Here is a 26,682-nt window from a genome sequence, read left to right as displayed (position 1 = left end):
GTATTTATAAGAATGGATACAATAGTAAGTCGTAAATAATTATTGATAATTCGTTGTTTGTTCAATATACTGAACACGTATTCTATATACGAGACATCATTATAAGAACGATATGACGCGATTTGCAACCCTTAATCTCATTATTTTAAAAATTATCTTGTACTTCTTTCTTTTATTTCACTTTATAGGTTATTTATGAGCTCGACTGCCGTGCCTGCGCTAGACAAAACATTTCAGATTTTGGACTTGATTACCGATAGCTCACAGCCTCTGACAGCGGCTCATATCGCCAAGGAACTGGGGCTACCGCGTAGCTCCACTCACAACATTTTGCAGAGTCTATTGACCAAGCATGTCATTTACAAAGACCCTGAAAGCCGTTTTTATTTGGGTTCATATTTGATGTACTGGGCAGGCAAGTACGAGCAGCAGCAAGGCGTGGTGCAGTTGTTTAAAGATTTGATTGTGCAGTATCCGGTACTTCTTCAGCACACAGTTACCTTGTCAAAACTTGATTTGGGCGAAGTGGTATTTTTGGCTTGTCATGAGTCCCCTGCGCCGCTTGGATTTACTTTTCGAGCAGGCGTTCGCGTACCTGCCGTATTTTCTGCGACAGGCAAAGCCATGCTATCCACGTTGTCGATGGACAGTATCAAATCATTGTATAAAGATGCGTTTCCAACGCCTATGACCCAGCATGGGGTCAAGAATTTTACCGATTTGGCAACTGAGCTTGCGGCGATACAAGAAAGCCGAGTATCGCTCGATGACGGTCAACTACGAGATGGGATGTACTGCTTGGGCACTTATATCCGTAATGCATCAGGCAATGCGGTCGCTGGTATGGCGGTGAGTTTTTTGCAAGGAGAGTATGAGTCTAAACGGGCTGAGGTCAGTGCGGTATTGATTGAATTGGCCGAGCAAATTGAGCAGCATTTAGGCTTTAATCCTAACGCTGAAAGGTAACGTTAGGATTGAATATCGGTGCAGGTCTAAAAAATATAATCTAAAAAACGCTACTAAATAATCCCATCGGCTTTTAACTTAGCGATCATCTCACTGTCATAACCCAAATCAGCAAGTGTGCTATCAGTATGCTCGCTCAACTGCGGTGGCGGCGTACGATAGCTGACTGGTGATGCGGATAACTTGATAGGGTTACCAAGTGCGCGTACTGGACTGCCTTGCTCGGTGAAATTAACAATCATATTCCTTGCTTGCGCTTGCGGCATGGCTAGGGCTTCAGCCACATTATGAATCGCGCCGCATGGAATACCTGCTTGATCTAAAACCTCTAGCCAATAGGTACGTGGTTGCTTAGCAAATTGCTTAGTCAGCTCACCGCACAGCAGCTCGCGGTTGGCAACGCGTTGTGGATTGGTCGCAAAGCGCTCATCGGTATGCCAATCAACTGCGAGCACCTCACACAGTTTGGCAAATTGACTGTCGTTACCACAGGCTAAAATAAAGTGCTGCTCGCCCTCACCAGCAAATACTTGATACGGCACGATATTAGGATGCTGATTGCCTAGCCTTGGCGGTATCTTATCTGAGGCCAAATGATTCATACCGACATTGGCTAGCATGGCAAGTGCACTATCAAGCAACGCCACATCGACATGTTGACCAACACCCGTATTTTGACGCGCCAATAGTGCCGCCTGAATACCAATCGTCAACTGCAAACCTGCAAATAAATCGACGACTGCCACGCCAACTTTGTGCGGTTCGCCATCACTAGGGCCTGTGATGCTCATCAGCCCTGATAATCCTTGGATAATATAATCATAGCCGGGACGTTTGGCATCGGGACCTGTCTGTCCAAACCCTGTCAATGACGCATAAATCAGTCGCGGATTATGTTGTTTTAGACTGTCATAATCCAAGCCGTATTTTTTCAGCCCACCCACTTTAAAGTTTTCTACCAAGATATCACTATCAGCGGCCAGTTTTTTAATAATGTCTTGTCCTGCAGGCGTGGTGATATCTACCGTGAGCGATTTTTTATTGCGGTTAATTGTCGCGTAATAAGCGGAGGTATTATCACTGAATATAGGCGGTGCCCAATGACGCGTTTCATCACCGATATGCGGACGCTCAACCTTGATAACGTCTGCACCAAGGTCAGCAAGTACTTGGGTACAAGAAGGGCCAGCCAGCACTCTCGATAAATCGAGCACCTTGATACCATGCAATGCGCCCTTTGGCATATTAGCCATATCAATCATATCTGTCATGAGATTCCCTTACTCTGTCGCGTATTTTTTAATCATAAAATTGTTATTCAGGATGTAATTGCTAAGCAGTTACATCCTGAATAACAACTAAAAAACGTACGTTACTGTTAATGCTCTTTTTGATAAAAAGCCAAGCAGTGACGTACGTCATAAAATACATTTGTATCAAAAATTATTAGCTAAAAACTCTTAGAAGAACGCTTGAATGCCTGTCTGTGCACGGCCTAGGATAAGCGCATGAATATCATGTGTACCCTCGTAAGTGTTGACGGCTTCCAAGTTCATCACGTGACGGATGATATGGAACTCATCAGAGATACCGTTACCGCCATGCATGTCACGAGCGATGCGAGCGATATCAAGCGCCTTGCCGCAGTTATTACGCTTAATAAGTGAAATCATTTCAGGCGCTGCGTTGTCTTCATCCATTAAACGACCGACACGTAGCGCTGCTTGTAGACCTAACGTGATTTCTGTCTGCATATTGGCAAGCTTCAACTGCACCAGCTGCGTTGCCGCTAGCGGGCGACCAAACTGCTTACGATCGAGCGTATACTGACGAGCTGCTTTCCAGCAGAATTCAGCCGCACCCATCGAACCCCAAGCGATACCATAACGGGCTTTATTCAAGCAGCCAAATGGTCCTTTTAGACCACGGATATCTGGGAAAGCATTGGCTTCAGGGACGAATACTTTGTCCATGACAATCTCACCCGTGACTGATGCACGTAGTGAGAATTTGCCTTCGATTTTCGGTGCTGATAATCCTTTCATGCCTTTATCTAAAACAAAACCGCGAATCTCACCCGCATCATCTTTTGCCCACACGACAAACACGTCAGCGATCGGACTGTTGGTGATCCACATTTTATTACCGGTCAGTTCATAACCGCCATCTACAGCGCGCGCACGAGTAGACATCGACGAAGGATCAGATCCTGAGTCTGGTTCAGTCAGACCGAAGCAGCCTACATACTCACCCGAAGCAAGCTTAGGCAAATAACGCTCTCTTTGCTCTTCTGTGCCATACGCCCAAATAGGATGCATCACTAGGCTTGATTGTACGCTCATCGCTGAACGGTAGCCCGAGTCAACGGCTTCTACTTCTTTGGCAATCAGACCATAGGCAACACTCGATAAGCCAGCACAGCCATAACCTTCAATCGTGACACCAAGCAGACCCATTTCACCCATTTGACGCATGATATTACGGTCGAAATTCTCATTGCGATTGGCCTCAATAATGCCAGGCATCAACTCTTTTTGAAAAAACTGACGCGCGCTGTCGGTGACCATGCGCTCTTCTTCAGTGAGCTGGTCACGTAGTAAAAAAGGATCTTCCCAATCAAAACGTGGGCTAGTAGATGTTGCCATGTGGATCTCCTTGGTATCAGTCATCCTGACTGACGAATAGTGATTGATACATCATTTGGTCTAACAAGTCATTGACTTCGTTATTCCGCTGTGCGAAACTTAGTTTCATAATTTAGAACCATTTAACCAAACTTTCGCTGCGCTGTAAACCTTTATCAAAAAAAGATGAGTATAAAATGACGAAACCCTTATCAATAGCTACTCCGCTACTCGAACGCATGCATGCAACAATGAGTCAAAATAAGGAAGAGAATGACCGACAGTTTGTAACTGCATTGGGTCGCGGACTGATCATACTGGCGGCTTTTGAGCATAATGAGCGGCTCACCCATCAACAGCTATGTCAAATGACAGATCTGCCAAAAGCAACCATTACTCGCCTTATTCACACTTTGACCACGCTTGGTTTTTTACGAACGAATGATTATGGTCAGTATCAATTGGGCAGTAGTGCTGTACGTCTCAGTGCGACCGCGTGGAGTCGCCACGATATGGTCGCAGCGGCTGAGCCTTTACTGCGACAGTTTGCTAGTGAGAATGAAGTATCAGTGAATTTGGCAACTGAAGTCGAAGGAGAGATGCGCTATCACGCCTGCTGCCGTAGCCCCGCTCGCCTATCGGTCAATTTACAAGTTGGCTCAGCTGTACCTGTCGCACGCACTGCTATCGGACGTGCTTTTTATACGGTAAGTACGCAAGCGAGACAGGCGATCATCATTAGCAATCTAAAAGAGAATTTATCTGTTGAAGAATATAACGATGCACAAACTGCCCTAGCCAGCGCGGCAGAGCATCATGAAAAATACGGCTATACGATATCAGATGGGGAATTTTCTACCGACATATTGGCAGTCGCCGTTGGCGTGTTTGATGTCGCCACTGGGCAATATACCTACTCGCTCAATGCCAGTGTGCCAAGTGCCAACTGGGAAGCAGATGATTATGCGGCAATGATAGTGCCTAAGTTGCAGGCATTGGCGGAGCGGATTGGTAGTGGGGTTTAAAACAGTAATATGGTGAAGATATAAGCCTTCCAGCCAGTCATAATTTTTCTATTGATATAAACTAAAGAGCTGGTTAATTGGCTGGCTCTTTAGCATCCAACACCCACACCGCATCGTGTCCAACAAAATATGTATGATGATCTGCCACTTCTATGTTATAGACATGATCTTCTTATTTTTTCTTCGTGGGACTGGTTGACCACGTTGGTGTTATGTACCCATGCTCCTGCGCGACCAATGAAGTAGGTATGATTGTCTGCCACCTCAAAGTTGTAGACGGTTGTCGTATAAGGAATAGGCTCGCTTTGATTGTCTTTTAAAAGATTCGTTAGCAGTAGTTTACCTTTTTCGTCTTTGATACCAATATCGAGATAACCGTGTTGTTGGTAATAGCTGACGTCTTTAACATAGCCTGTACCCTTATATTCTGCTTCGCTATAGTCGAGCATGTGCGATTCGGCATCTTGCACATAATCATCGTAGTAATCTTCATGATAGTGCTCTTGATACCAGTAATAATTTGGATTGAATTCTAGATTATCATTAGCGACTTGATAGGTAGGTTGCACACGCTCAACGGTATACATTATGCCATCAGTATTCACAGCAATCTCATACTGTTGTAGTTCGTCCACACGTTTAAAGTGAGGCTGATCATAGAACTCAATGTCCGCCTGTGGGTTTTCCATGGCACCAACGACCCAAACAGGGTGATTGGGTGTCGCTAGAAAACGGCTTATGCGGCTAGCTGACTTGTATGTTTGATAATCAACCATCTCTCGATCTTTATTAAACTTCTCAATATTTTTCTCTAAACGCACGATCCACATCTCTTTGTCTTCATGCACAAAGGTCTTGGTCACAGGCTTATACTCTATGTTACCACTACCATCTTCAGGCTTGGAGAGTACAGGCTTTGATAAAACTAAGTCGCCCACTTTGATATCTTGAATTGGCACTAAACCTTTGTCTGTAAGAATCAAAGTCCCTGCCACAAATCCTGTGTTATTCATTAATTTTCCTTTTATTTTTTATTATTGATGTGGTTAGTTGTTTGAACTGGCGTCATGTACCCAAACACCATGCTCGCCAACAAAGTAAGTGTGATGATCTTCGACTTCAATATTATAGACTATTGCTAGATAGTACTGCTCTTCACTAGATTTGGCAGAATGATACTTACGCTCTTCATCAGTCAATTTCTCATAAGCACCAGTCCAACCATCTTTGTCTAGTAGCCCTTCGTCGTGTAAATAAGCATTTTGTACCATTCTAAAATCATCGTCAGTCTGAATTTCTTTCACAAATCGATGATCTGGGCTTTCTGATAAATCGATATGGTCTTGTCTTTCATCCCACCAGTCATATTGCGCTGACTTGTAGACATCGACATTTTTTAAAATGACTGGTTTACCATAACTAAAGTCAATAATATTGTAAATATCGCCCGGCTCATCTGATAAATGGTCTCGCTGTATGGCAATATCCTTAATACTGGTTCTTATCAAGGGCGTTGAAAATGTATAGAAGCTGGTTTGGAATATAGGACGATTATTATAAGTAACCAACGTATAATCCTTATCTCTATAGTCTTTGTCATCCTGGGCTAAATCTACCGCACTCAACCACCCTTCCTCTTTTGTCCAAAAAGTATGGTTTTCCGTACAGTAGATATAGAACACTCCAGTTAACTCATCATTGTTATCAAATCCATCATTCTCTACAGCAGAGCTAACTCTAGCATCCATCACTTCATCTTTTATAGTGTTGTAAGCTACCCTGACTATTTTCTGCTTTTGTGCTGATACAAAAGTATTCAATACTTTTGTATCAGCAAGCTCGCTGTCGGGGTTATGTTCATTACGGGATAACACCATATCACCAACTTTTAGCTGCTCAATAGGCACTAACCCTTTATCCGTAAGAACGAGCGTGCCTGCCACAAATCCTGTGTTGTTCATATCATATCCTTTTTAATATTATTGCTTTAACCCATCAAACCTCAGCCCAAACTTCATCAGGTATTTACAAAATCTGTCGCTATCATTCGGGCTTTTTAGCTTATCGCGTGAGTTTGCGTACAGATAGCGCCCAGCCGCCGCTTGGTTTTTATGACTAATACAAACCTCAATCACATACGCTAATTGCACTGTATCAAACGGATCAATAGTTTTCAGCATGTCTTCATCGAAATCTTCTATTAAAACATTATGGCTACCCTGCTCAACGGTTTCGCTGTTTAAAGTAACATATGGGCTATTTTTAATCACTTTATTGCATATACTGTCATTACTTATTTCCGTAATCGAACTAATGCCGCTCTCAACAGAAATGATTTGGATAACCCTGTTACCCATTGATACCGACGTAACGACGTCATGCGTGTATGATGTACGCGACAAATGTAAGCATCTTATCTATATCAATCATTACTATTGAGCCTCGTTATGCCTGAATCTCGTACCAATCTAAACCCTGAACCCAAAACCAGCTCGCCGTATTTTATCGGATTATTACTTCGCTATAGCACGTTCGGCGCGGCGATTTTAATTCTGTTAGCGGGCTTATTACTGGTAAGTTGGTGGCTGATTGTGATCGGTGGTTTGGCTGTGGCACTTGGTATTTATGATTTGATTCAATCTAAGCACGCGATATTGAGCAACTACCCTGTCGCTGGACATATTCGCTATGTGTTGGAGGATTTCCGCCCTGAGATTCGCCAGTACCTGCTTGAGGACGATAAAGAACAAGTGCCGTTTTCACGTCAGCAGCGCGCACTAGTCTATCAACGTGCTAAGAACGTCAGTGATACCAATGCCTTTGGTACGCTAGATAATTTATATACCCATGGTAAAGAATGGTTTTTGCAATCCACCATCAGTACTCCACTAGAGAACAAAGACTTCCGTATCATGGTAGGCGGTGAGCGTTGTCAGCAGCCACACGATATGTCGGTATTTAATATCTCTGCGATGAGCTTTGGCAGCCTGTCCGCGAACGCTATCATGGCACTCAATCAAGGCGCAAAACTCGGCGGTTTCACCCATGACACGGGCGAAGGCGCTATCAGCCCTTATCATCGTAAGTTCGGTGGTGATTTGATTTGGGAATTGGGTACAGGCTACTTTGGTTGCCGTGATGATGATGGTAACTTTGATCCACAGTCTTTCGCTGAAAAAGCCGTCGATCCTCAAGTTAAAATGATTGAAATCAAGCTTTCACAAGGTGCCAAGCCTGGTAAAGGTGGCGTTCTTCCCTCTAGTAAAATCACGCAAGAGATTGCCGACACACGTCAAGTACCTACGGGTCAAGACTGTATCTCACCCTCTTCACATACTGCATTTAGCACCCCACGCGAGTTGGTCGCCTTTTGGCAGCAGCTACGTGAGTTATCTGGTGGCAAGCCAGTTGGCTTTAAGCTATGTATTGGTCAGCCATGGCAGTTTATGGCGATTGTCAAAGCGATGATAGAGACGGATAACTATCCTGATTTTATCGTTATCGATGGTGCAGAAGGCGGCACAGGTGCAGCGCCCGTCGAGTTTATGGACAATGTCGGCATGCCAATGGTTGAAGGGTTTTTATTGGTTCATAACACTTTAGTCGGTGCAGGTATTCGTGACAAAATTAAGCTTGGCGTCAGTGGCAAGATCGTATCAGGCTTCGATATTGCGCGCATGATTGCGCTAGGTGCCGATTGGTGTAACTCGGCACGTGGCTTTATGTTTGCGGTTGGCTGCATTCAGTCGCGCTCTTGTCATACCAACACTTGCCCGACAGGTGTGGCAACCCAAGATCCGTATCGTCAAAAGGCGCTCGACGTCCCTAGTAAGGCTGAGCGTGTTGCAAGTTTCCACAAAAACACGCTAAAATCGCTTGCCAGTATCGTAGGCGCGGTCGGTTTACAGCATCCTAGCCAATTACAGCCGTACCATATCGCACGCCGTCTAGATGATGGGCAAATTAAGCTGCTATCCAAATTCTTCTACTTTGCTGATAAAGGCGCATTACTCGATCATAGTGCCCGTGCCGATGTATTTAACCAGATGTGGGTCATGGCAAACCCTGATAGCTTCTTAGCCAACAACGATGCGCTCATTGCTTATAACAAAGACTCACGCGATAAGGGCAAAGAAACTGGCGCGCCAACAGAACAAAGCGCTGGATATAATTCTGAGCATTTGACCAACATCACCGATGGTGGACGATTAATTGGTAATGTGAATAATACAATCCGCGACTTCCCGCCTGCTAGCGACTGAATCAGCGCCTAAATCGTTGTACTTAAAAAATAGTAATGAAGGTGTAATTAAGCCGTAGATAGCAACCAAACTTAAATAATTAGTACATTAAAAGACGTGTGATTGATGCCAAGTTCTATTTTTACCTTATCCCTATCAACGATAGTGCTTGCGCTAGGCCTGAGTGCCTGCCAGCAGACCAATACTAATGCGGCTAGTAGCGATACCGATAGCTGGTCATGTCAGACTGAAGACAAGCCCTTTGCTTATAGTGTTTGCCGTGTAGATGCTACCGCGTTAGCGAGCGAGCGCTATTCATTACAACTGTTTTGGCAATCCTCTGATAACAATGAGCCTCTGCTAACCTTTGATGCGTTATTGGCCACATTACCGAACAATGAGACCCTTAACTTTGCGATGAATGCAGGCATGTATAATGAAAATTATGCACCGATTGGCTATACCGTCATCGAAGGCAAAGAACTCAAATCGCTAAATACAAAAGAAGGTGGCGGTAATTTTCATCTATTACCTAATGGGGTTATGTGGTGGGACAAAGCTGGCAACGTGCAAATCACCGAAAGTAATGCGTTAAATGAGCAGCTAAACAATGGTGATGTGCAGCCTTGGTATGCGACGCAATCTGGCCCTATGCTGGTCATCAATAACGAGATACACCCACAGTTCAACCCTGATAGCAGCTCAATCAAACTGCGTAATGGTGCAGGTGTTTGCCGTGACGGAAGTATACAGCTCGTTAATAGCGATGAGCCTGTGACTTTTTATCAGTTTGCAGAGCTATTTAAGGATGAGCTGGGTTGTTCAAACGCGCTGTTTTTAGACGGTGGTATTGCCTCAGCGTTGTATGCGCCTAGTATCGATAAGCAGGATAAAAAAGAGATGGGCGTGATGATTGGATTGGTTGAAAATAAAGAGTAATGCGCCCTGATACTCTTTTTTTTCAACTAAGATTAAAAAAGCACTTAGCGTGATTATTTCATGCTAAGTACTTTTTCATTACTGGCGACAGTCGGCTAGCAATAACAGTTAGTTGGCTAGCTAACTATTAACGAAACTAAGCTAAAAACTTAACCACCTAAGCTCATCTTAGGACCAAACGGTTCGTAGTGGACACTATCGACACCATGATCTAATGCTACTAACCCATCAATCATGCTCTCCATAAACGGCATCGAGCCGCACACATAGATATCGGCAGGCTTAGGCAAGGTAGCAAGCCATGTCTCATCCAATATCTGCCCCGACTCAAAGTAAAATATATACTTTTCTACAGTCTCAGCCTGTTCGAGTAATGCCTCTACCTGATCAGAAAAAGCATGATGTGTAGCATTTTGGCATGCATAAACCCAAATAATAGGTCGTTTAGGATTGGCTAATACTTGCGCCTCTAGCATAGACAGTACAGGCGTAACCCCGACCCCTGCACTCATCAATACTAACGGAATCTCATTTTGCTGTACCAAACCTTGATTGATCGCAAAGTCACCAGCTGGCGCCGATAATAGAACCGTATCACCGACTTCTAGTTGGTCATGCATATAGTTAGAAACCAACCCATGATACTCATTACGGTTATCACGTCTAACAGCAAACTGAATGCCTGTATCAGTACTAGCAGAGCATAAAGAATAATGGCGCAGGGCTATATGGTCGCTATCTTTTGGGTCTGTTTTCACCGTGATATATTGACCGGCAGTTAAGGTCAACTTGCTTAAATCAATCTCTTGAGCGTTTGCTAAATCATTGCCTTTATTGTTCTCACTCTTATCGACTGGTACCACGGTAAAGGCTGCTATATCTGTAGCGACTGCTTCCTTTTTAGTGATTTTAAACAGTGCAAACCCCTGCCACATTGCTGCTTCATACATACCATGTTCAATCTGGATAAACACGGAGGCAATTTCATCATAAGCTTCTGTCCAAGCATGGATAATATCGTCATTGGCCGCCTCTCCTAATACTTCTTTTATCGCCCCAATTAAATGCTTGCCAACGATAGGATAATGCTCAGGCAATATCTGTAAGGCTCTATGCTTGTGGCTAATCTGGGTCACTTGTGGCAATAGCGTAGCCAGTTTGTCCAAGTGCTTGGCAGCGGCCAATACTGTCATTGCTAGTGCCGTCTGCTGTCTTCCCAATTTTTGATTGGTCTCATTAAAAATATCTAATAGCTCAGGATGCTCATTAAACATATTTTTATAAAACACAGTGGTAATCGCAACGCCATGCTCTTCGAGTACAGGAACAGTTGCGGTGACGATTTCTAACGTTTTTGGTGAGGCCATGTTGTTTCTCTTAATCATTAACTACATTGATAAATTGAGATGTTAAAAATCATCGGTCTAAACTGGCAATAATGAGCAGACCTTTTTACAGTAGTCATCAAAATTTTTAACCGCCCAATTCAGAATATTTATAACATTCATTTAAAATGAATGTTAACACACTTTACTAGGCATACCAATATACAATCAATATAGAGTTCATTGGCATCAATAAAAAACAGCCGCTATGTTGTCATAACGGCTGTCATTATAAGGATTAACGCCTTGCTAACAGGCTTTATCAATTAGGCTGAATATTAAAATTATCGTGCCATATATTGAGTCATTTCTTCAACACCATGTAATGTCATCGGATACATTTTATTTTCAAACAGCTTTTTAATCTCAACGATGGTCTGCGTATATTGCCAGTAGCTAGGGTTTTCAGGATTGAGCCAAGTTACTTTATCAAAATGCTCAAGTACACGCTTCAACCATACGATGCCCGCTTCATTATTCATATACTCTACGCTGCCGCCTACTGTCATCAGCTCATAAGGTGACATCGATGCATCACCGACGAAGATAACACGATACTCACGGCCATATTTATTGAGTAGCTCAAACGTTGGCATCGGTGCACTATGGCGACGATTGTTGTCCTTCCACACATAGTCATACAAGCAGTTATGAAAATAAAAGAACTCTAAAGTTTTGAATTCATTTTTTGCCGCAGAAAACAGTTTTTCGAGCGCTTCAACATGGATATCCATACTGCCACCCACATCAAACAACATCAGCACTTTGACTCGGTTACGGCGCTCCGCTTGCATATGTATATCGAGCACACCCTTTTTTGCCGTGCGCTTAATCGTCTCATGAATATCAAGCTCATCAGCACTGCCAGTCCGTGCAAACTGACGCAGATTGCGTAGCGCCATTTGAATTTGGCGAGTACCGAGCTGATTGTCGTCATCGAGGTTACGATATTTACGCTGCTCCCAGACTTTTGCTGCGCTACGTTTACGAGACTCACCGCCGACGCGTACGCCTTCTGGATGATCGCCATAGGCACCAAATGGTGAAGTGCCGCCTGTGCCTACCCATTTACTACCACCTTGATGACGCTCTTTTTGCTCTTTTAACCGTTCTTCTAATGCCTTCATCAGCTCTTCAAGCGAGCCGTACTTTTTCAGTAGGCGTCTTTGCTCTTCGGTCAGATTCTTTGGATCGAGCTTTAGATCCAGCCACTCTTTGGGCACGTCCGTTAGCTTGGCTAATAGCTCATCCATATCGAGACTATCGACACCTTCAAAATAATCCGCCATGGCCCGATCGAACTTATCAAAATGGCGCTCGTCTTTGACCATGCACAGTCGAATCAGCCGATACATATCTTCGCGGCTAGCAAAAGTAGTCAGTGCTGGATCTTCAGGATGCGACTGCATCATCAGCCCTTTATCTAACGCGGCATTGAGATCGAGCAGCTCGCGCGTACTGACTGGCACGCCGTAAGTACGCAAGGTGTAGAATAGTTTGATAAACATAAGAGTCGTATCACTTATTGGCTGATATCATTAATTGGTACAGTCACAGGTTGAGCGTTTGCATTGACCTTCATAATAGACATCCGATATCGGACACAAGATATTAAAGCCCACGCAAGCGGCAAACATTAGCGACGCATCATATTGGCAAAACGCTGTAATAAACTCACATCGGCCTCGTTTTTGAGCAACGCACCGTATAGAGGCGGGATAGATTTCTCACCGCGCAGATTTTCTTCTAACTCGTCCTGAGCCATATCATCAGCAAGTAACAAAGTTAACCAATCAACCAACTCAGACGTTGATGGCGGCTTTTTAAGACCTTGAATACCACGCAGTTTATAGAAGATATCCAATGCATCATTGACCAGTTTTTCTTGAATATCTGGAAAATGCACTTCGATGATTTGGCGCATGGTTTCCTCTTCTGGGAAGTCAATATAATGGAAGAAACAACGACGTAAAAACGCATCTGGCAGCTCTTTTTCATTGTTTGAGGTAATAATAACTACTGGACGCTGCGCCGCTGTAATAGTTTCGCCCGTCTCATAAACATAAAAAGACATCTTATCAAGCTCATGTAGCAAGTCATTTGGGAACTCGATATCGGCTTTATCGATCTCATCAATCAGTAGTACGCTACGCTCTGTACTGGTGAAAGCGTCCCACAGCTTACCTGGCTTAATATAGTTGGCAATGTCGTAGACTTTATCATCACCTAATTGCGAATCCCGCAGGCGTGATACCGCATCATACTCATACAGTCCTTGCTCAGCCTTAGTCGTCGATTTGACGTGCCAAGTAATCAATGGCATGCCCAAACTCTCAGCAACTTCTTCGGCAAGCAACGTTTTACCTGTGCCAGGCTCACCTTTAATCAGTAATGGCTTTTGTAAGGTCATAGCGGCATTTACGGCCAGTTGCAAATCATCGGTAGCAATATAACTACTGGTACCAGTAAAGTTTTGCTTAGTATTGTCAGTTGTGGTCATAATCAGATCTCGATTGTTGTTATAGATGAGTTGTTATAAATGGATAGGTCTAAAACATAAATGACTAATAACGAATAAGTTAGTAAAGAATAAATTAGATTAGCACAGCCTGATGCATTGCCAAAATACTCATGCGTTCGCATTTATTAACAATTGTTATGTGCAATGTATAGTGAGCAATTATTTATATGCCTAATAAACAGTCGAGCACAAAAAAAGACACGCAGCGGTGTCTCTTTTTCGGGTATCAAATAAATTCTAAAACAATAGTACTATCTTAATGCCTAGCCTATTTTTATCACTTATCAGACGTATCGCTATCCGTTTTCTTAGCCAATGCATTGTCTTTTTTTAAGCTTACGTTAGTATCAGGCTGTTCGGTTACGGTAGCGCCTTCTGGCAAATAACTGCCTGTGGTCATTTGCAACGTTGCCTGTGTATCTTCTGCGCTGCGGCTACGGGCTTTGTCCAAGCTTGATGCAAATGCGCTGCGTATCAGCTGCCATACAAAACCAACAAACAACCCTGCGACCAGTATCACCAAGATCGGCAACATATTGGCCACCGCGCCTGCGTAATCTTTCATCATCACAGCATAGACGACGCTAATGCTGGCTGGTGCAAGCTCGCTCGGATCGCCAAGCGCTGTACCTGGTGCTAATAACACTGCAAACAGAACCATCCAGCTCATACCGCCCAATGGTTTTGGCAGTACACGAGCAACGAGTATCCATAGCACTAGTACCAAAACAGCACCACCCAGATAAGCATACATCGGCAAATCAGCGGGCGGGACATCCTTTACCATTTGGCCCCACCAAATGGCAATCTCACCGAGAATGTCACTGATAGACTCTAGCGGTAAGCTATGTAAGATATTTTTTAACCAGTCCATGCGTGTTTATTTACCTGCGTTTATCGCCGGTGACACAATCTGTGTCTAGCGGTATATGTGCGTTCTGTAGAACCAGAATGAGGCCAACTACATAATGAACTTATGCATTATGTAGGCTTATATCTGCATTGCGTAGGGTGTCAGTTTATCACGACTCTCTACTCAAATGCATGTGAGCAAGTGTGTCGTAGGTTTTTATCGACGCTGTTTTTAAGGTAGCGCACTGACATTTCCTACCACCCTCACTTGCTGACAATTCCATTAATTATAGATGCTGTCCTGCGATTCACGAGCACGCAGCTCTGCTTGGCGACGCATCACGTCTTGCGGCGGCAACTGCACAAAGTAGCCTTGAGACTGCAGTTTTGCCAGTACTTCTTCTTTATCGACACGAGCGAGCTTATCTTTAGTTGACAAGTCCAGATGCATGACGAACTTACTACGGCCTAAACCTGCACGGAAATCTTTTGGTAATACACCAAGCCAGTCTTTGATTTCATCAGTATCATCAGGATAATCAGGACGCGCAATGTAGATATACATGTCGTCATGTTTGGGAAATTTATAAATATCGCAATGCATAAAAACCACCTATCAGAAACTATGGGCGTAGGTTAGCATATTTCAGGCAAATACCAGTAGTCGCTTTGCGTTTTGCTGTCGTAATTTTTGTCAAAACACACAGATAAAACGCTGATATGAGCGATAAAAATATCGTTGTAAAACATAGCCTATTTAACAGACTGCCCTATTAAAACATCATTTTTGCCAAATTTATTTATTTTAATGGCTTTGATGACTTGTAAAAGCGCTTTGAACCTTTCATAATAAAAGCGTTTTTCAGGAGAGAGTTTATCAGCATTGTTTTTGTATTGAACCCTATTGGTTATACAACTATTGCAATTGCTAGATAACCACCGAAGGCGCATCCACCCTGCCAATCGCTCAGGTAAAAGGACTGAAAAACGCATGTCACTGTTGTTTGATAATGTTTAGTAATATGACGCTCATAGCGCACTACTTTTTTATCAAACATAAGGCATAACAAATCTGGAGAGTGGTAAGCACGGACGACGTCTTACCCACCGAAGGGGAGAAAATACGCTATCATCGACGATAGGGCTCATACAACTGCCCAAAAATGATGATTCGTGTTGAAAATCTCAGGTCACAGGACAGATAGGGCTTTAGCTCAAACTGACGTACAGCGTCTGTTTGGTTTACGTCTTCATCTTTGTTTCTGTGTCACCCTTTGATGTGATATTTGCGCCTTGCAATATTACTTCTCGCTACTTTTACGTTGCGCATCACTCCTTACTCTGCCGAGTACGACTGATGTACACATAAGGATTTGTTATGACTGATACCTATTCTCAAGACTCTAGCAGCAACCAAGCTCCTCAGCGTACCCCTTTTTACCAGTCTCATATTGATAGTGAGGGCAAACTGGTCGATTTTTCTGGTTGGGAATTGCCAATTCATTACGGTTCACAAATCGAAGAGCACGAAGCAGTACGTACAGATGCAGGTATGTTTGATGTCTCACATATGGTTGTGACTGACATCAAAGGCGCTGATACCAAAGCTTGGCTACAAACACTGCTCGCAAACGATGTCAACAAACTCACTACCGCTGGTAAAGCGCTATACTCTGGCATGCTCAACGAGCAAGGCGGCGTCATCGATGATTTGATCGTCTACCTGATGAATGCAGAAGAAACTGAGTACCGTATCGTCTCTAACGCAGCCACTCGTGATAAAGACTTAGCACAATTTAATAAAGTCGCCGAAGGTTTCAATATTGAGATTACCGAGCGTCCTGAACTTGCCATGCTCGCCGTCCAAGGTCCAAATGCTATTGCAAAACTGGCTCAAGCCAAACCAAGTTGGGCAGATACCTTAGCAGCACTAAAACCTTTCGTTGGTGCTGACTTGACCGATATCGAAGGCACTGATTGGTTTGTAGCTCGTACTGGCTATACTGGTGAAGATGGCGTCGAGGTCATTATGCATGCCGATGATGCGCCTGCTTTCTTTGAGCAGCTAAAAGCAAATGGCATCAAACCTGCTGGTCTTGGCGCGCGTGATACCTTGCGTATGGAAGCGGGCATGAATCTTTACGGCCATGATATGGACGAGACCATCAGCCCTTACGAATGCAACATGGGCTGGACGCTAGCGCTCAAAGACGACCGTGCTTTTGTCGGCCGTGAAGCAATGGTCAGCAAACGTAAGCAGTCAAAAGAAGACAACACCGCTATGAAGCAAGTGGGTCTGCTATTGACCACGCGTGGCGTATTGCGTGAAGGCATGACAGTGACTATCAATCAAGGCACTGATAATGAGCAAACTGGCATTATCACCAGCGGCACATTCTCCCCTAGCCTAAAAAATTCAATCGCGATTGCCCGTGTGCCTGCCAGCTTATCAGAAGATGACAGTGTACAAGTCGACCTACGCGGCAAAGGTAAATTCGTCGATGTACGCGTACTGAAGCTACCTTTTGTCCGTAACGGCAAGCAACAGTTTGACTCTTAGGTCTTATAAATTCTATCATTAGAGCGCGTTGTCATTTTACACACGATTATAAAAATGACGACACGCCCAGCCTCCATTATTTTTGTTAATTAACCTCTATCACTTAGGAGAGAGACCATGAGCAACATCCCAGCAGAGCTAAAATATATTGCGAGTCACGAGTGGCTACGCCTAGAAGACGACGGTACGATCACTGTTGGCATCACTGACCATGCTCAAGATCTATTGGGTGATGTGGTATTCGTTGAGCTACCAGATGTGGGCGATATCATCGCTGTTGATGACGAAATCTCAGTTGTTGAATCAGTAAAAGCGGCTTCTGACGTTTATGCACCTATTTCAGGTGAAGTCATCGCTATCAACGAAGCACTAGAAGATGATCCTGAAATCATCAACTCTGACCCATACGGCGAAGGTTGGTTCTTCAGAATGAAGCCTGACAACATCGCTGACTACGAAGCACTAATGACTGCTGACGAGTACGAAAGCGACTTATAAGCTAAGCACGTAAGCTAAGCATGCTCTCACAAGACATTAGCACTTGTAAGACTTTAGCTCGTACAAAGTATTAATCCCGACTAAACATCATAGATACTGGCAGCAGCTGGTATCTATATTCTCTATTTAAACGATTTAAAAACCTTTCTCATGAAAAGTATTGGCTCATTGACCATGCTTATTATTTGAAAGCAGCTTTATATGTAGATCTCCAACAATCATTATCGTCCGATGTTATTGCTACCAAGCGTTATCTCATTGACTCGTATTGATCACCTATTCGAATCCCAATGAATACGTGCTATCAATAACGACGCAAACTGATAACCCAATTTTCAGCATGGATCCTAATATGAATGCCAACACCGATAATAAAGACCCCATTGCCACGCCAAACCATACGCCGCAGCTACAAGCATTTCGCGATATCGTAGAGTCACGCCGTTCCGTGCGCCGTTTTACTGACACACCTATCCCTGATGACGTATTGGCAGACTGTCTGCGTTTGGCCATGCTAGCGCCAAACTCTAGCAACCTACAGCCGTGGGAATTTTATGTTATCGATGATGCTGACAATCGCAAACACGCTGTCAAAAACTGCATGAATCAAAACGCCGCAAAAACATCAGCTCGTTTGATTGCCATCGTTGCTCGTACTGATGTTTGGCACGATCACGCTAAGCAAGTATTGCGCGAATACCCTGATCAGCCAGTGCCAAAGAAAGTGAAAGACTACTACAACAAAGTCGTCACGATGGACTTTTTGCGCGGCCCAGCCAACGTGGTTTCGGCTGCAAAATGGGGCGCAACGCAAGTGGTTAGGCGCGTAAAGGGCCCGATCAAATCGCCTTACTATACGTTTGAAGACACCAAAAACTGGGCAACCAATAACACCGCACTTGCCGCCGAAAACCTCATGCTAGCATTACGTGCTCACGGGTTTGATAGCTGTGCTATGGGCGGCTTCGATGAGCCTGCTATGAAGCGATTACTAGGCCTAGGCGACGATCAGCATATCATTATGATGATTGGCGCAGGTGAACGTGCTGATAATGGCGTTTACAACACCCAGTTCCGTTTTGATCAAAAACAGTTTGTGCATTACGTATAACGTACCGCTCACACTATTCCCTTAATTGCTATTTTGTTTATTACTCCCTTAACCAAGGATTGTCATGACTATCTCTCAAAACCCATCGTTTGATACCTTTCAAGGATTGTTCAACGAAGCTGAATTTGTCTATCGCCACTTAGGTTCGAATGAGACCAAGCAAGCTGACCTACTCAGCGCTGTTGGTTATAAAGATATGCAAAGCTTTATCAATGACACTGTGCCTGAGCCAGTACGTTTGCACAAAGAATTGGATTTGCCAGTGGCGATGAGTGAGCACGCTGCACTTGCCAAACTACGCACAATGGCAGACGATATTACTGTTAACAAAAGCTATATCGGTCAAGGCTACTCTCCGGTTCGTATGCCTGCGGTCATTCAGCGCAATGTTCTTGAAAATCCAGGTTGGTATACCGCTTATACACCTTATCAAGCGGAAATCGCTCAAGGTCGTCTAGAAGCATTACTGAACTTCCAACAAGTATGTATCGATTTGACTGGTCTTGAGCTGGCTGGTGCATCATTGCTTGATGAAGCGACGGCCGCTGCAGAAGCAATGGCGATGTCAAAGCGTGTGAGTAAAAGCAAATCAACACAGTATTTCGTCGATGAGCGCGTCTATCCACAAACGCTAGATGTTATCAATACTCGTGCTAAGTACTTTGGTTGGGAAGTCGTTGTTGGTGACTTTGAAACGGCTAAATCTGGCGACTATTTTGGTGCGCTATTCCAGTATGTTGGTGCTGAAGGCGACGTTAAAGACTTAACAGACGTCATCAGTGCAGTAAAAGAAAACAAGACTTACGTCAGTGTCGTCAGTGACATCATGAGCTTGGTGCTATTGAAATCCCCAGCTGACATGGGTGCTGACGTAGCGCTAGGTAGTACTCAGCGTTTCGGTATCCCAATGGGCTTTGGTGGTCCACATGCCGCTTATTTTGCGTTCTCTGATAAAGCCAAGCGTTCAGCGCCTGGTCGTATCATTGGCGTATCAAAAGACGCACAAGGCAATACAGCACTGCGTATGGCTTTACAAACGCGTGAGCAGCATATCCGCCGCGAAAAAGCCAACTCAAACATCTGTACCTCACAAGTATTGCTAGCCAACCTCGCTGGTATGTACTCGGTATATCATGGTCCAGGCGGCGTGAAGCGTATTGCCACTCGTATTCATGCTTTTGCCACTGCGTTTGCTGATGCTATCACAGAATCTAACGACAGCAGCTTGAGCGTGGTACATGAACAATTCTTCGATACAGTCGTGGTTGATTGTGGTTCAGAGAAATTGGCTACTCAAATTTTCAAAAATGCAGATAACGTTGGCTACAACTTATGGCGTTTAAGCGACACCAAATTAAGCGTTGCCTTTAGTGAAACCAGCGATCAGCAAGACTTCAACACGTTGACTCAGCTATTCGTCAATAAGTCACATGACCTACCTGAAACCGCTCGCGTCTCTCTAGATAGCGCACACCTGCGTACGGATGACATCTTGACTCATCCAGTATTCAACTCGCATCATACCGAGCATGAAATGCTACGCTATCTAAAGTCGCTTGAAGACAAAGATCTAGCGATGAACCGCAGTATGATTTCACTTGGTAGCTGTACCATGAAGCTAAACGCCACCAGTGAGATGCTACCGATTACTTGGCCTGAGTTTGCTAATGTGCATCCTTTTGCACCGCGCGACCAAGTCACTGGTTATATCGCGATGATTGATAGCTTGCAAGATCAATTAAAAGCCATTACTGGTTTTGATGATGTCTCTATGCAGCCAAACTCTGGTGCTTCTGGTGAATATGCTGGTCTGTTAGCGATTCGCCGTTATCATGAGTCACTAGGCGAAACCAATCGCGATGTTTGCCTGATTCCTATGTCGGCGCACGGTACCAACCCTGCTACTGCCATGATGATGGGTATGCAAGTGGTCGTGGTCAAAACTGATGAAAACGGCAACGTTGATATCGACGACTTAACCGCCAAATGTGAAGAATACAGCGATCGCCTAGGTGCGCTAATGATCACTTATCCATCGACGCACGGTGTGTTCGAAGAAGGCATCCGTCATATCTGTGACTTGACCCACAAGCATGGTGGTCAGGTCTATATGGACGGCGCGAACATGAATGCTCAGGTAGGCATGATGCAACCTGCAGACGTTGGTGCTGATGTATTACACATGAACCTGCACAAAACCTTCTGTATTCCGCATGGCGGCGGTGGTCCAGGCATGGGCCCTATCGGTATGAAAGCGCATTTGGCAACATTTATGGCCAACCATACCTTGAGTCCTGTACATAATGCACAAAAAGACTGCTCAGCAGTATCAGCAGCACCTTATGGTTCAGCGAGCATCTTGCCTATTTCGTGGATGTATATTGCTATGATGGGCCGTGATGGTCTGCTAAAAGCAACGGAGTTGGCATTACTGAACGCCAACTATGTGGCAGCTGAATTAAAAGGTCACTACCCTGTCCTATATGCTGGCAAAAACGGCCGCGTAGCTCACGAATGTATCATCGATATTCGTCCGTTAAAAGAAGAGACTGGCATCACAGAAAGCGATATCGCTAAGCGCTTGATGGACTATGGTTTCCACTCACCAACGATGAGCTTCCCAGTCGCTGGCACGCTTATGATTGAGCCAACAGAGTCTGAATCAAAAGAAGAGTTAGATCGCTTTATCAGTGCGTTAAAATCTATCAAAGCTGAAGCCATGAAGGCCAAAGCTGGTGAAGATAACTGGACGCTAGAAGATAACCCATTGGTTAATGCACCGCATACCGCAGCTATGATTACTGGCGAAGAGTGGACGCATCCTTACAGCCGTGAGACTGCTGCATTCCCACTGCCATACATCCGTGCAAACAAGTTCTGGCCAAGTGTCGCGCGTGTCGATGATGCGTATGGTGATAAGAACCTAATGTGCTCTTGCCCAAGTATCGAAAACTATATGTAATTATCATTTTCGATAGTTATGCTCTGTAGTAAAAAACCTCCAAGTCAGCAGCTGACTTGGAGGTTTTTATTTTGCTGACTTTTTATCTATTACATTAGTAGGTAATATTATCAATAAAATAAACGATAAGAATTCAATGCAATAAAAGCTTATATCAATAATAAACTATTTATCTTAAATTTCTGAAGCAATCATTTGGACACTGCTATGCAATCTAAAGCGCCTAAACAAAAAACTCGCGTTATTCTAATTCACGGGCTACATCAAACCCCATGGATCATGCGGCCATTAGCCAAGCGCCTGCAAGTAGCAGGATTTGATACCCATCAGTACGGCTACCGTAGTATGCGTGATGGTATCAAAACCAATAGCGCCCGCCTAAATAGCTGGCTAGAAACAAACCATCATCCAGATCATCCTATCGATTTGGTCGGGCATAGCTTGGGTGGTTTGATCATTCGTGATTTTGTTGCTCAGTATCCAAAATGGCAAATTGGACGTTGCGTGACTCTAGGGACACCGCATATAGGCAGTGTGTGTGCAGATTATATCTGGCGATTGACTCCTGTTGTCGTAGGTCGTTCGTATATCGACGCACTCGACGGTACAGTCGCGCCATTGCCCAAACATGTAACGCTAGGCGTCATCGCTGGCAACCGACCTTATGGTCTAGGTCAGCTGTTTTTGCAATATCATAATCGCAAACTGCGCAAATCCGACAAGCCACCCCTTAACGAGCAACTTGCACATGACGGGACAGTATATATAGAGGAGACGAGGATAGAGGCAGCAGCTGATCATATCATCATGCCAGTCTCACATACTGGCATGCTAGTGAACCCAGATGTCGCCGAGCAAACTCGACACTTTTTAGAGCATGGACGATTTAAACGCTAAGAGCTGTATGAATACTTGAGTGTCAGTTTTCAGTCTTATCGAACGATTTCTTGTTAAACGGTGCCTTATCGAACGCTGCTTTATCGAACGATTCCTTATTGAACACGAATACCCATGCCCTGTTGCAGTTCGGTTTTATGCTTTTTGATGACTGGAATTAAGGTTTTAATGACCCAGTCGTTACGCCAACCTTTTAGCCCTTGTGGCAGTTCGCTCACATCTTTATCAAGAGCAACCACTTCATATAATTGTCCTAGCCATTTTTTACGCATCAATACACTGGCAGGTATACCGATTTCGCGTGCATGCTCATCAATTGCTTGCTGCACTGCTTTTGAGAGTACTTTATTTTTTGAGCGATATGGTGGCACTAGACAGTCTGGATGCTCTGTAGGCGGTAGACTCTTGGCATCTCTGATTACTTTCAGCAGCTCTTCACCATATAGTCGCAGCATACTACGGTGCATGGTCGTTTTATGTGCTAGCTCGCGCATACTGTTTGGTTTTTCAGTGACAATTTCACGAACTGCTTGTTTCTTTATCACAAAGGTACGCGGTTGATTGGTCGCACGTGCCAGCTCTTCTCGCCATGTAGCCACCCCTTTGAGTATCGCCATTTGCTGTGAGTTATAGCGGTAATCTGCCATCGTTAGATACATCGCTTCATCTTCGACGTGCTGCGTGTCATACAAATCACTGGCATAGAGCTGACAGTCGGCCCAAACATAATCATATAAACCTTGAGCCTTAAGCGCATGTTCGATACTGAGATACAGTGCTGGCAAATAACGCACATCATCGATGGCATACTGCTCTTGTTCATCTGTCAACGGGCGCTGGAGCCAATCAGACTGGCTGTGTTCTTTATCGATATGCATATCTAGCTGGTCAGCCAGTGCCTGCTGATACCCCATTTGCAATTGACCTGTTAAATAAGACAACGCAATTTGCGTATCGAAGATATTGGTCAACGGCGGGCAGCCAGACAGCAGATAAAAAATACCCAAATCTTCGCCACAGGCATGCCAAATAGCAACATCTACTTTGCGTAGCGCTTCCCACAGCTCAGCCAGTTGCAACTGCGGTGCATCCAGCAAATAAACATGATCACCAGTATTCAATTGCACCAGTGCCAAGCGCGGATAATAAGTGTCACGCTTGATAAACTCAGTATCTAAGGCCACGCGTCCGCAAGTCGCTAAGGCATCAATAACTTCATCTAAATCGCCTTGCTTACGTACCCATGTAATAGCAACGTCATCAGCAATATCCAATAGTGCATCAATATCTAGCACCTCAATATCTGGAGTATTAGTAGCTGACTCAGATACTGTAGTTACTGACATTGGCTCAGTATTAGCGGCTTCTTGTAATGAGCCATCATTGATATCAGAAGTATTTGATTGAGCTGAGGCGTTTGAAACGTTATTGGACACGGGCAGATACCTGCATTAATAGGAGAAAATAAAACGCTAAACCGCGCCTTAATAGAATTAGAAAATAAACAATAATAAAGTAATTATAACAATTCCAAGAAATGAATTGGGTAAGACTTTGACGCAATCAAAACATTATAAAAAAGAACGATTTTGCATGGCTTGACCAAGCGTCATACTATCCAGATACTCAAGCTCGCCACCCATCGGTACACCTTGAGCTAAGCGCGTCACTTTATTGACATGGCGACTGACTGCCTCACTGATAAAGTGCGCCGTAGTCTGACCTTCGACAGTCGTACCTGTTGCAAGTATTAGCTCTTCGACAGGCTCTTGCTTCACTCGCCATACGAGCTGATCAATATTTAAGTCATCAGCGCTGACACCATCAATTGGCGATAAATGCCCGCCCAACACAAAATAACGACCACGGTAACCAGCTGTCTGTTCAATCGCCATCACATCTGCTGCTGTCTCGACCACGCATAGCAGACTGTCATCACGTCTAACATCTTGGCAAAGCGGACATACAGCCTCATCACTAAAGCTATGGCAACGTTGACATTCAACAATATCACGCATGGCTTCATCTAGTGCTTGGGCGAGTGCCATGCCTTGTGGGCGTTTTTTACTGAGCAGATGTAGCGCCATTCGTTGGGCACTTTTTTGACCGACGCCTGGCAATATACGCAGCTGTTTGACCAGCTGATCAAATTTGGCTGTAAGCAAAGTAGCTTCCTTTAGTTGACTTTATCTAACTGAATTTATAAATCGTAGCTATAAAAATGGGGTCGTATCGTGTCGATAACAACCCCATTTTTGTCTTCAGTATGAAGTATTTAATGCTTAAAACATGCCTTGCATACCTGGTGGCAGACCCATACCTGAAGTCGCGCCAGCCATCGTTTCTTCGTAGAGTGCATCTGCTTGACGAACCGCATCATTGATAGCAGCAGCGATAAGATCTTCGATCATATCTGGCTCATCTTCTAGCAGACTTGGATCAATAGTCAAACGCTTAACCACATGACGACCAGTCATCGTGACTTTAACTAGGCCACTGCCCGCTTCTGCTTGTACTTCTTTGTTAGCAAGCTCTTTTTTAGCGTTTTCAACGTTTGCTTCTACTTTCTTTTGCATCGTTTGTGCTTGTTGCATCAATGCTTGAATGTTCATAGTTGCCTCTTTTGTTATTTATGGTTTGTATTTTATGCTAGTGCGTATAGTAATGAATAATTAATAACGTAAAGTTAATGCAATGCGTTAGTGCAGATTATACCTTTATCTTTACAAACTGTCTAAACCACGTGCCAAGTCTTTGATAATATCTTCCACATCTTCCAGACCTACCGATAGACGAATCAGACCGTCTTTAACGCCAGCTTCGGCACGAGCTTCAGCAGTTAGACGGAAATGCGTGGTGGTTGCAGGATGAGTAATCGTGGTTTTGGCATCGCCCAAGTTATTGGTGATAGAGACCATTTGTGTTGAATCAATCACATGCCACGCCGCTTCTTTGGTATCACGGCTATCAGATGCCTTGACTTCAAAACCCATGATAGCACCGTAGCCATCTTTCATATGATGCTGACGTGTAGCAAGCTCGTGCGCAGGATGGTCACTCAAGCCTGAAAAGTGTACGGTACTGACATTAGGATGATTGACCAAAAATTCTGCCACTTGATTGGCATTTTGGCAATGCGCTTGCATACGTAACTTGAGCGTTTCGAGCCCCTTGGTAAATACCCAAGCATTAAATGGACTCATGCTGATACCGCCTGAGCGCACCACGGTAAACGCTTCTTGCATCAGTTTATCACTACCGACCAGCGCGCCGCCCAATACACGACCCTGACCATCCAAATATTTGGTCGCAGAGTGAATGACCACATCCGCACCCAAGTCTAGCGGGCGCTGCAATGCTGGCGTTGCAAAGCAGTTGTCAACGACGAGTAATATGTCATTGGCTTTACATAGCTGACTGAGATAACCAAGGTCGCAGATCTGCGCTAGTGGATTGCTTGGGCTTTCGCAATAGATCACCTTGGTGTTTGGTTGAATAGCATTTGCCCATGCCTCATTATCGAAGCAATCAACATAGCTGACTTCAACACCGAATTTGGCCATATAGTTGTTAAACAGACCGATAGATGAGCCGAATAATTGGTTAGCCGCGAGCAGATGGTCGCCCGCTTTTAGATATGCCAAGCACATGGTCAAAATAGCGCCCATACCAGAGGCCGTTGCAACCGCGCGTTCACCGTTTTCTAACGCAGCCAAGCGACGCTCAAAAGTACGTACGCTTGGATTGGTATGACGAGAGTAAACATTGCCTGTTTTTGTACCGTCAAAATGAGCAGCGGCATCAGCGGCTGAACGATAAACGTAAGAGCTGGTGGTAAAAATAGGCTCTGAATGCTCGCCTTCGTCCGTACGGTGTTGACCTGCCCGCACTGCGATGGTCTGCATGCCATAATCAAGCCCTAAATCTAAGGCATCATTGCGCCAGTTTGGATCTAACTTGTTCAAACTGCTCTCATCATGGTTTTGCGACTGACTCATAAACGTTCCGTTACTTTGGTTGGTATTTTATTGGTTGATCTTTTAATTTAAATAAAATGACTGCTTATTCTTCTGATCATCGACCGAATTCATCAGCGTTATC

Annotated in this window: 24 protein-coding genes and 2 riboswitches; of the genes, 9 read left to right on the top strand and 15 right to left on the bottom strand. The window is 44.3% G+C overall.

Going from position 1 to position 26,682, the window contains the following annotated elements; genetic code table 11:
- Nucleotides 1-195 precede the first annotated feature (195 nt).
- Complete coding sequence (locus tag B2863_RS14160) at nt 196-966, top strand: IclR family transcriptional regulator (RefSeq protein WP_296211687.1); 771 nt, start codon at nt 196-198, stop codon at nt 964-966.
- A 53-nt stretch (nt 967-1,019) separates the two neighbouring features.
- On the opposite strand, the gene B2863_RS14155 is transcribed toward B2863_RS14160, so the two are convergent.
- Nucleotides 1,020-2,228 carry a CaiB/BaiF CoA transferase family protein gene (locus B2863_RS14155; RefSeq protein ID WP_296211832.1) on the bottom strand — a complete coding sequence of 403 codons (1,209 nt, stop codon included), beginning with the start codon at nt 2,226-2,228 and terminating at the stop codon, nt 1,020-1,022.
- Between the two features lie 198 nt (nt 2,229-2,426).
- Nucleotides 2,427-3,611, bottom strand: a complete 1,185-nt coding sequence (locus B2863_RS14150; RefSeq protein ID WP_191113865.1) for an acyl-CoA dehydrogenase — start codon at nt 3,609-3,611, stop codon at nt 2,427-2,429.
- A 176-nt stretch (nt 3,612-3,787) separates the two neighbouring features.
- On the opposite strand from B2863_RS14150, the gene B2863_RS14145 reads away from it, so the two are divergent.
- Nucleotides 3,788-4,615, top strand: coding sequence for an IclR family transcriptional regulator (locus B2863_RS14145; RefSeq protein WP_296211684.1), 828 nt, complete (start codon nt 3,788-3,790; stop codon nt 4,613-4,615).
- Nucleotides 4,616-4,688: 73 nt separating this feature from the next.
- Here the strand turns inward: B2863_RS14145 and B2863_RS14715 are convergent, their stop codons facing one another.
- From B2863_RS14715 to B2863_RS14130, 4 genes are read right to left on the bottom strand one after another with little or no spacing between them, the layout of a single operon-like run.
- Nucleotides 4,689-4,763 carry a hypothetical protein gene (locus B2863_RS14715; RefSeq protein ID WP_414706956.1) on the bottom strand — a complete coding sequence of 25 codons (75 nt, stop codon included), beginning with the start codon at nt 4,761-4,763 and terminating at the stop codon, nt 4,689-4,691.
- 7 nt (nt 4,764-4,770) lie between these two features.
- Nucleotides 4,771-5,628 carry a hypothetical protein gene (locus B2863_RS14140; RefSeq protein WP_296211682.1) on the bottom strand — a complete coding sequence of 286 codons (858 nt, stop codon included), beginning with the start codon at nt 5,626-5,628 and terminating at the stop codon, nt 4,771-4,773.
- 33 nt (nt 5,629-5,661) lie between these two features.
- A complete protein-coding gene (locus B2863_RS14135) occupies nt 5,662-6,576 on the bottom strand; it encodes a hypothetical protein (protein WP_296211680.1) in 915 nt (304 codons plus the stop codon).
- A gap of 18 nt (nt 6,577-6,594) precedes the next feature.
- The gene (locus B2863_RS14130) at nt 6,595-7,017 is read right to left on the bottom strand and encodes a hypothetical protein (protein WP_296211678.1); all 423 of its coding nucleotides are present in this window, start codon (nt 7,015-7,017) and stop codon (nt 6,595-6,597) included.
- Nucleotides 7,018-7,062: 45 nt separating this feature from the next.
- Between B2863_RS14130 and B2863_RS14125 the strand changes: the two genes are divergently transcribed.
- Together B2863_RS14125 and B2863_RS14120 are read left to right on the top strand one after the other, a co-directional pair.
- Nucleotides 7,063-8,877: an FMN-binding glutamate synthase family protein gene (locus tag B2863_RS14125; RefSeq protein ID WP_296211676.1), complete on the top strand. Its 1,815-nt coding sequence runs from the start codon at nt 7,063-7,065 to the stop codon at nt 8,875-8,877.
- Nucleotides 8,878-8,982: 105 nt separating this feature from the next.
- Nucleotides 8,983-9,795 (top strand): phosphodiester glycosidase family protein, encoded by an 813-nt coding sequence (locus tag B2863_RS14120; protein WP_296211673.1) that lies wholly within the window; start codon nt 8,983-8,985, stop codon nt 9,793-9,795.
- A 149-nt stretch (nt 9,796-9,944) separates the two neighbouring features.
- On the opposite strand, the gene B2863_RS14115 is transcribed toward B2863_RS14120, so the two are convergent.
- The 5 genes from B2863_RS14115 to B2863_RS14095 all read right to left on the bottom strand — a co-directional run bounded on the left by B2863_RS14115 (nt 9,945) and on the right by B2863_RS14095 (nt 15,157).
- Nucleotides 9,945-11,162, bottom strand: coding sequence for a globin domain-containing protein (locus B2863_RS14115; protein WP_296211670.1), 1,218 nt, complete (start codon nt 11,160-11,162; stop codon nt 9,945-9,947).
- Between the two features lie 302 nt (nt 11,163-11,464).
- Nucleotides 11,465-12,688, bottom strand: a complete 1,224-nt coding sequence (locus B2863_RS14110; RefSeq protein ID WP_101205694.1) for a vWA domain-containing protein — start codon at nt 12,686-12,688, stop codon at nt 11,465-11,467.
- A gap of 128 nt (nt 12,689-12,816) precedes the next feature.
- Nucleotides 12,817-13,680: an AAA family ATPase gene (locus B2863_RS14105; RefSeq protein ID WP_296211668.1), complete on the bottom strand. Its 864-nt coding sequence runs from the start codon at nt 13,678-13,680 to the stop codon at nt 12,817-12,819.
- 298 nt (nt 13,681-13,978) lie between these two features.
- The gene (locus B2863_RS14100; protein ID WP_296211666.1) at nt 13,979-14,575 is read right to left on the bottom strand and encodes a hypothetical protein; all 597 of its coding nucleotides are present in this window, start codon (nt 14,573-14,575) and stop codon (nt 13,979-13,981) included.
- Between the two features lie 261 nt (nt 14,576-14,836).
- On the bottom strand, nt 14,837-15,157 hold the full coding sequence (locus tag B2863_RS14095; protein WP_057760762.1) for a YcgL domain-containing protein: 321 nt from the start codon (nt 15,155-15,157) through the stop codon (nt 14,837-14,839).
- A 249-nt stretch (nt 15,158-15,406) separates the two neighbouring features.
- Nucleotides 15,407-15,546: riboswitch (glycine riboswitch) on the top strand.
- 69 nt (nt 15,547-15,615) lie between these two features.
- A riboswitch (glycine riboswitch) is annotated at nt 15,616-15,764 on the top strand.
- 167 nt (nt 15,765-15,931) lie between these two features.
- On the opposite strand from B2863_RS14095, the gene gcvT reads away from it, so the two are divergent.
- The 5 genes from gcvT to B2863_RS14070 all read left to right on the top strand — a co-directional run bounded on the left by gcvT (nt 15,932) and on the right by B2863_RS14070 (nt 22,581).
- Entirely contained in the window at nt 15,932-17,113 is a 1,182-nt protein-coding gene (gene gcvT / locus B2863_RS14090) for a glycine cleavage system aminomethyltransferase GcvT (protein ID WP_296211664.1), read from the top strand.
- Between the two features lie 117 nt (nt 17,114-17,230).
- Nucleotides 17,231-17,611 (top strand): glycine cleavage system protein GcvH, encoded by a 381-nt coding sequence (gene gcvH / locus B2863_RS14085; RefSeq protein WP_057760766.1) that lies wholly within the window; start codon nt 17,231-17,233, stop codon nt 17,609-17,611.
- 352 nt (nt 17,612-17,963) lie between these two features.
- Nucleotides 17,964-18,722 (top strand): nitroreductase family protein, encoded by a 759-nt coding sequence (locus tag B2863_RS14080; RefSeq protein ID WP_296211662.1) that lies wholly within the window; start codon nt 17,964-17,966, stop codon nt 18,720-18,722.
- Between the two features lie 64 nt (nt 18,723-18,786).
- On the top strand, nt 18,787-21,684 hold the full coding sequence (gcvP, locus tag B2863_RS14075; RefSeq protein WP_296211660.1) for an aminomethyl-transferring glycine dehydrogenase: 2,898 nt from the start codon (nt 18,787-18,789) through the stop codon (nt 21,682-21,684).
- A gap of 207 nt (nt 21,685-21,891) precedes the next feature.
- A complete protein-coding gene (locus tag B2863_RS14070) occupies nt 21,892-22,581 on the top strand; it encodes an esterase/lipase family protein (protein WP_296211658.1) in 690 nt (229 codons plus the stop codon).
- Between the two features lie 95 nt (nt 22,582-22,676).
- On the opposite strand, the gene B2863_RS14065 is transcribed toward B2863_RS14070, so the two are convergent.
- The 4 genes from B2863_RS14065 to B2863_RS14050 all read right to left on the bottom strand — a co-directional run bounded on the left by B2863_RS14065 (nt 22,677) and on the right by B2863_RS14050 (nt 26,579).
- On the bottom strand, nt 22,677-24,017 hold the full coding sequence (locus B2863_RS14065) for a ribonuclease D (protein WP_296211656.1): 1,341 nt from the start codon (nt 24,015-24,017) through the stop codon (nt 22,677-22,679).
- A 135-nt stretch (nt 24,018-24,152) separates the two neighbouring features.
- Nucleotides 24,153-24,746, bottom strand: a complete 594-nt coding sequence (recR, locus tag B2863_RS14060) for a recombination mediator RecR (RefSeq protein ID WP_057760773.1) — start codon at nt 24,744-24,746, stop codon at nt 24,153-24,155.
- A gap of 117 nt (nt 24,747-24,863) precedes the next feature.
- Nucleotides 24,864-25,193 (bottom strand): YbaB/EbfC family nucleoid-associated protein, encoded by a 330-nt coding sequence (locus B2863_RS14055; protein ID WP_045445429.1) that lies wholly within the window; start codon nt 25,191-25,193, stop codon nt 24,864-24,866.
- A gap of 111 nt (nt 25,194-25,304) precedes the next feature.
- Nucleotides 25,305-26,579, bottom strand: coding sequence for an O-succinylhomoserine sulfhydrylase (locus tag B2863_RS14050; protein WP_296211627.1), 1,275 nt, complete (start codon nt 26,577-26,579; stop codon nt 25,305-25,307).
- Nucleotides 26,580-26,682: the final 103 nt, after the last annotated feature.

The organism is Psychrobacter sp. UBA3480, assembly GCF_002377945.1.
GTDB lineage: Bacteria > Pseudomonadota > Gammaproteobacteria > Pseudomonadales > Moraxellaceae > Psychrobacter.
This window is presented reverse-complemented; position numbering and strand designations above follow the sequence as displayed.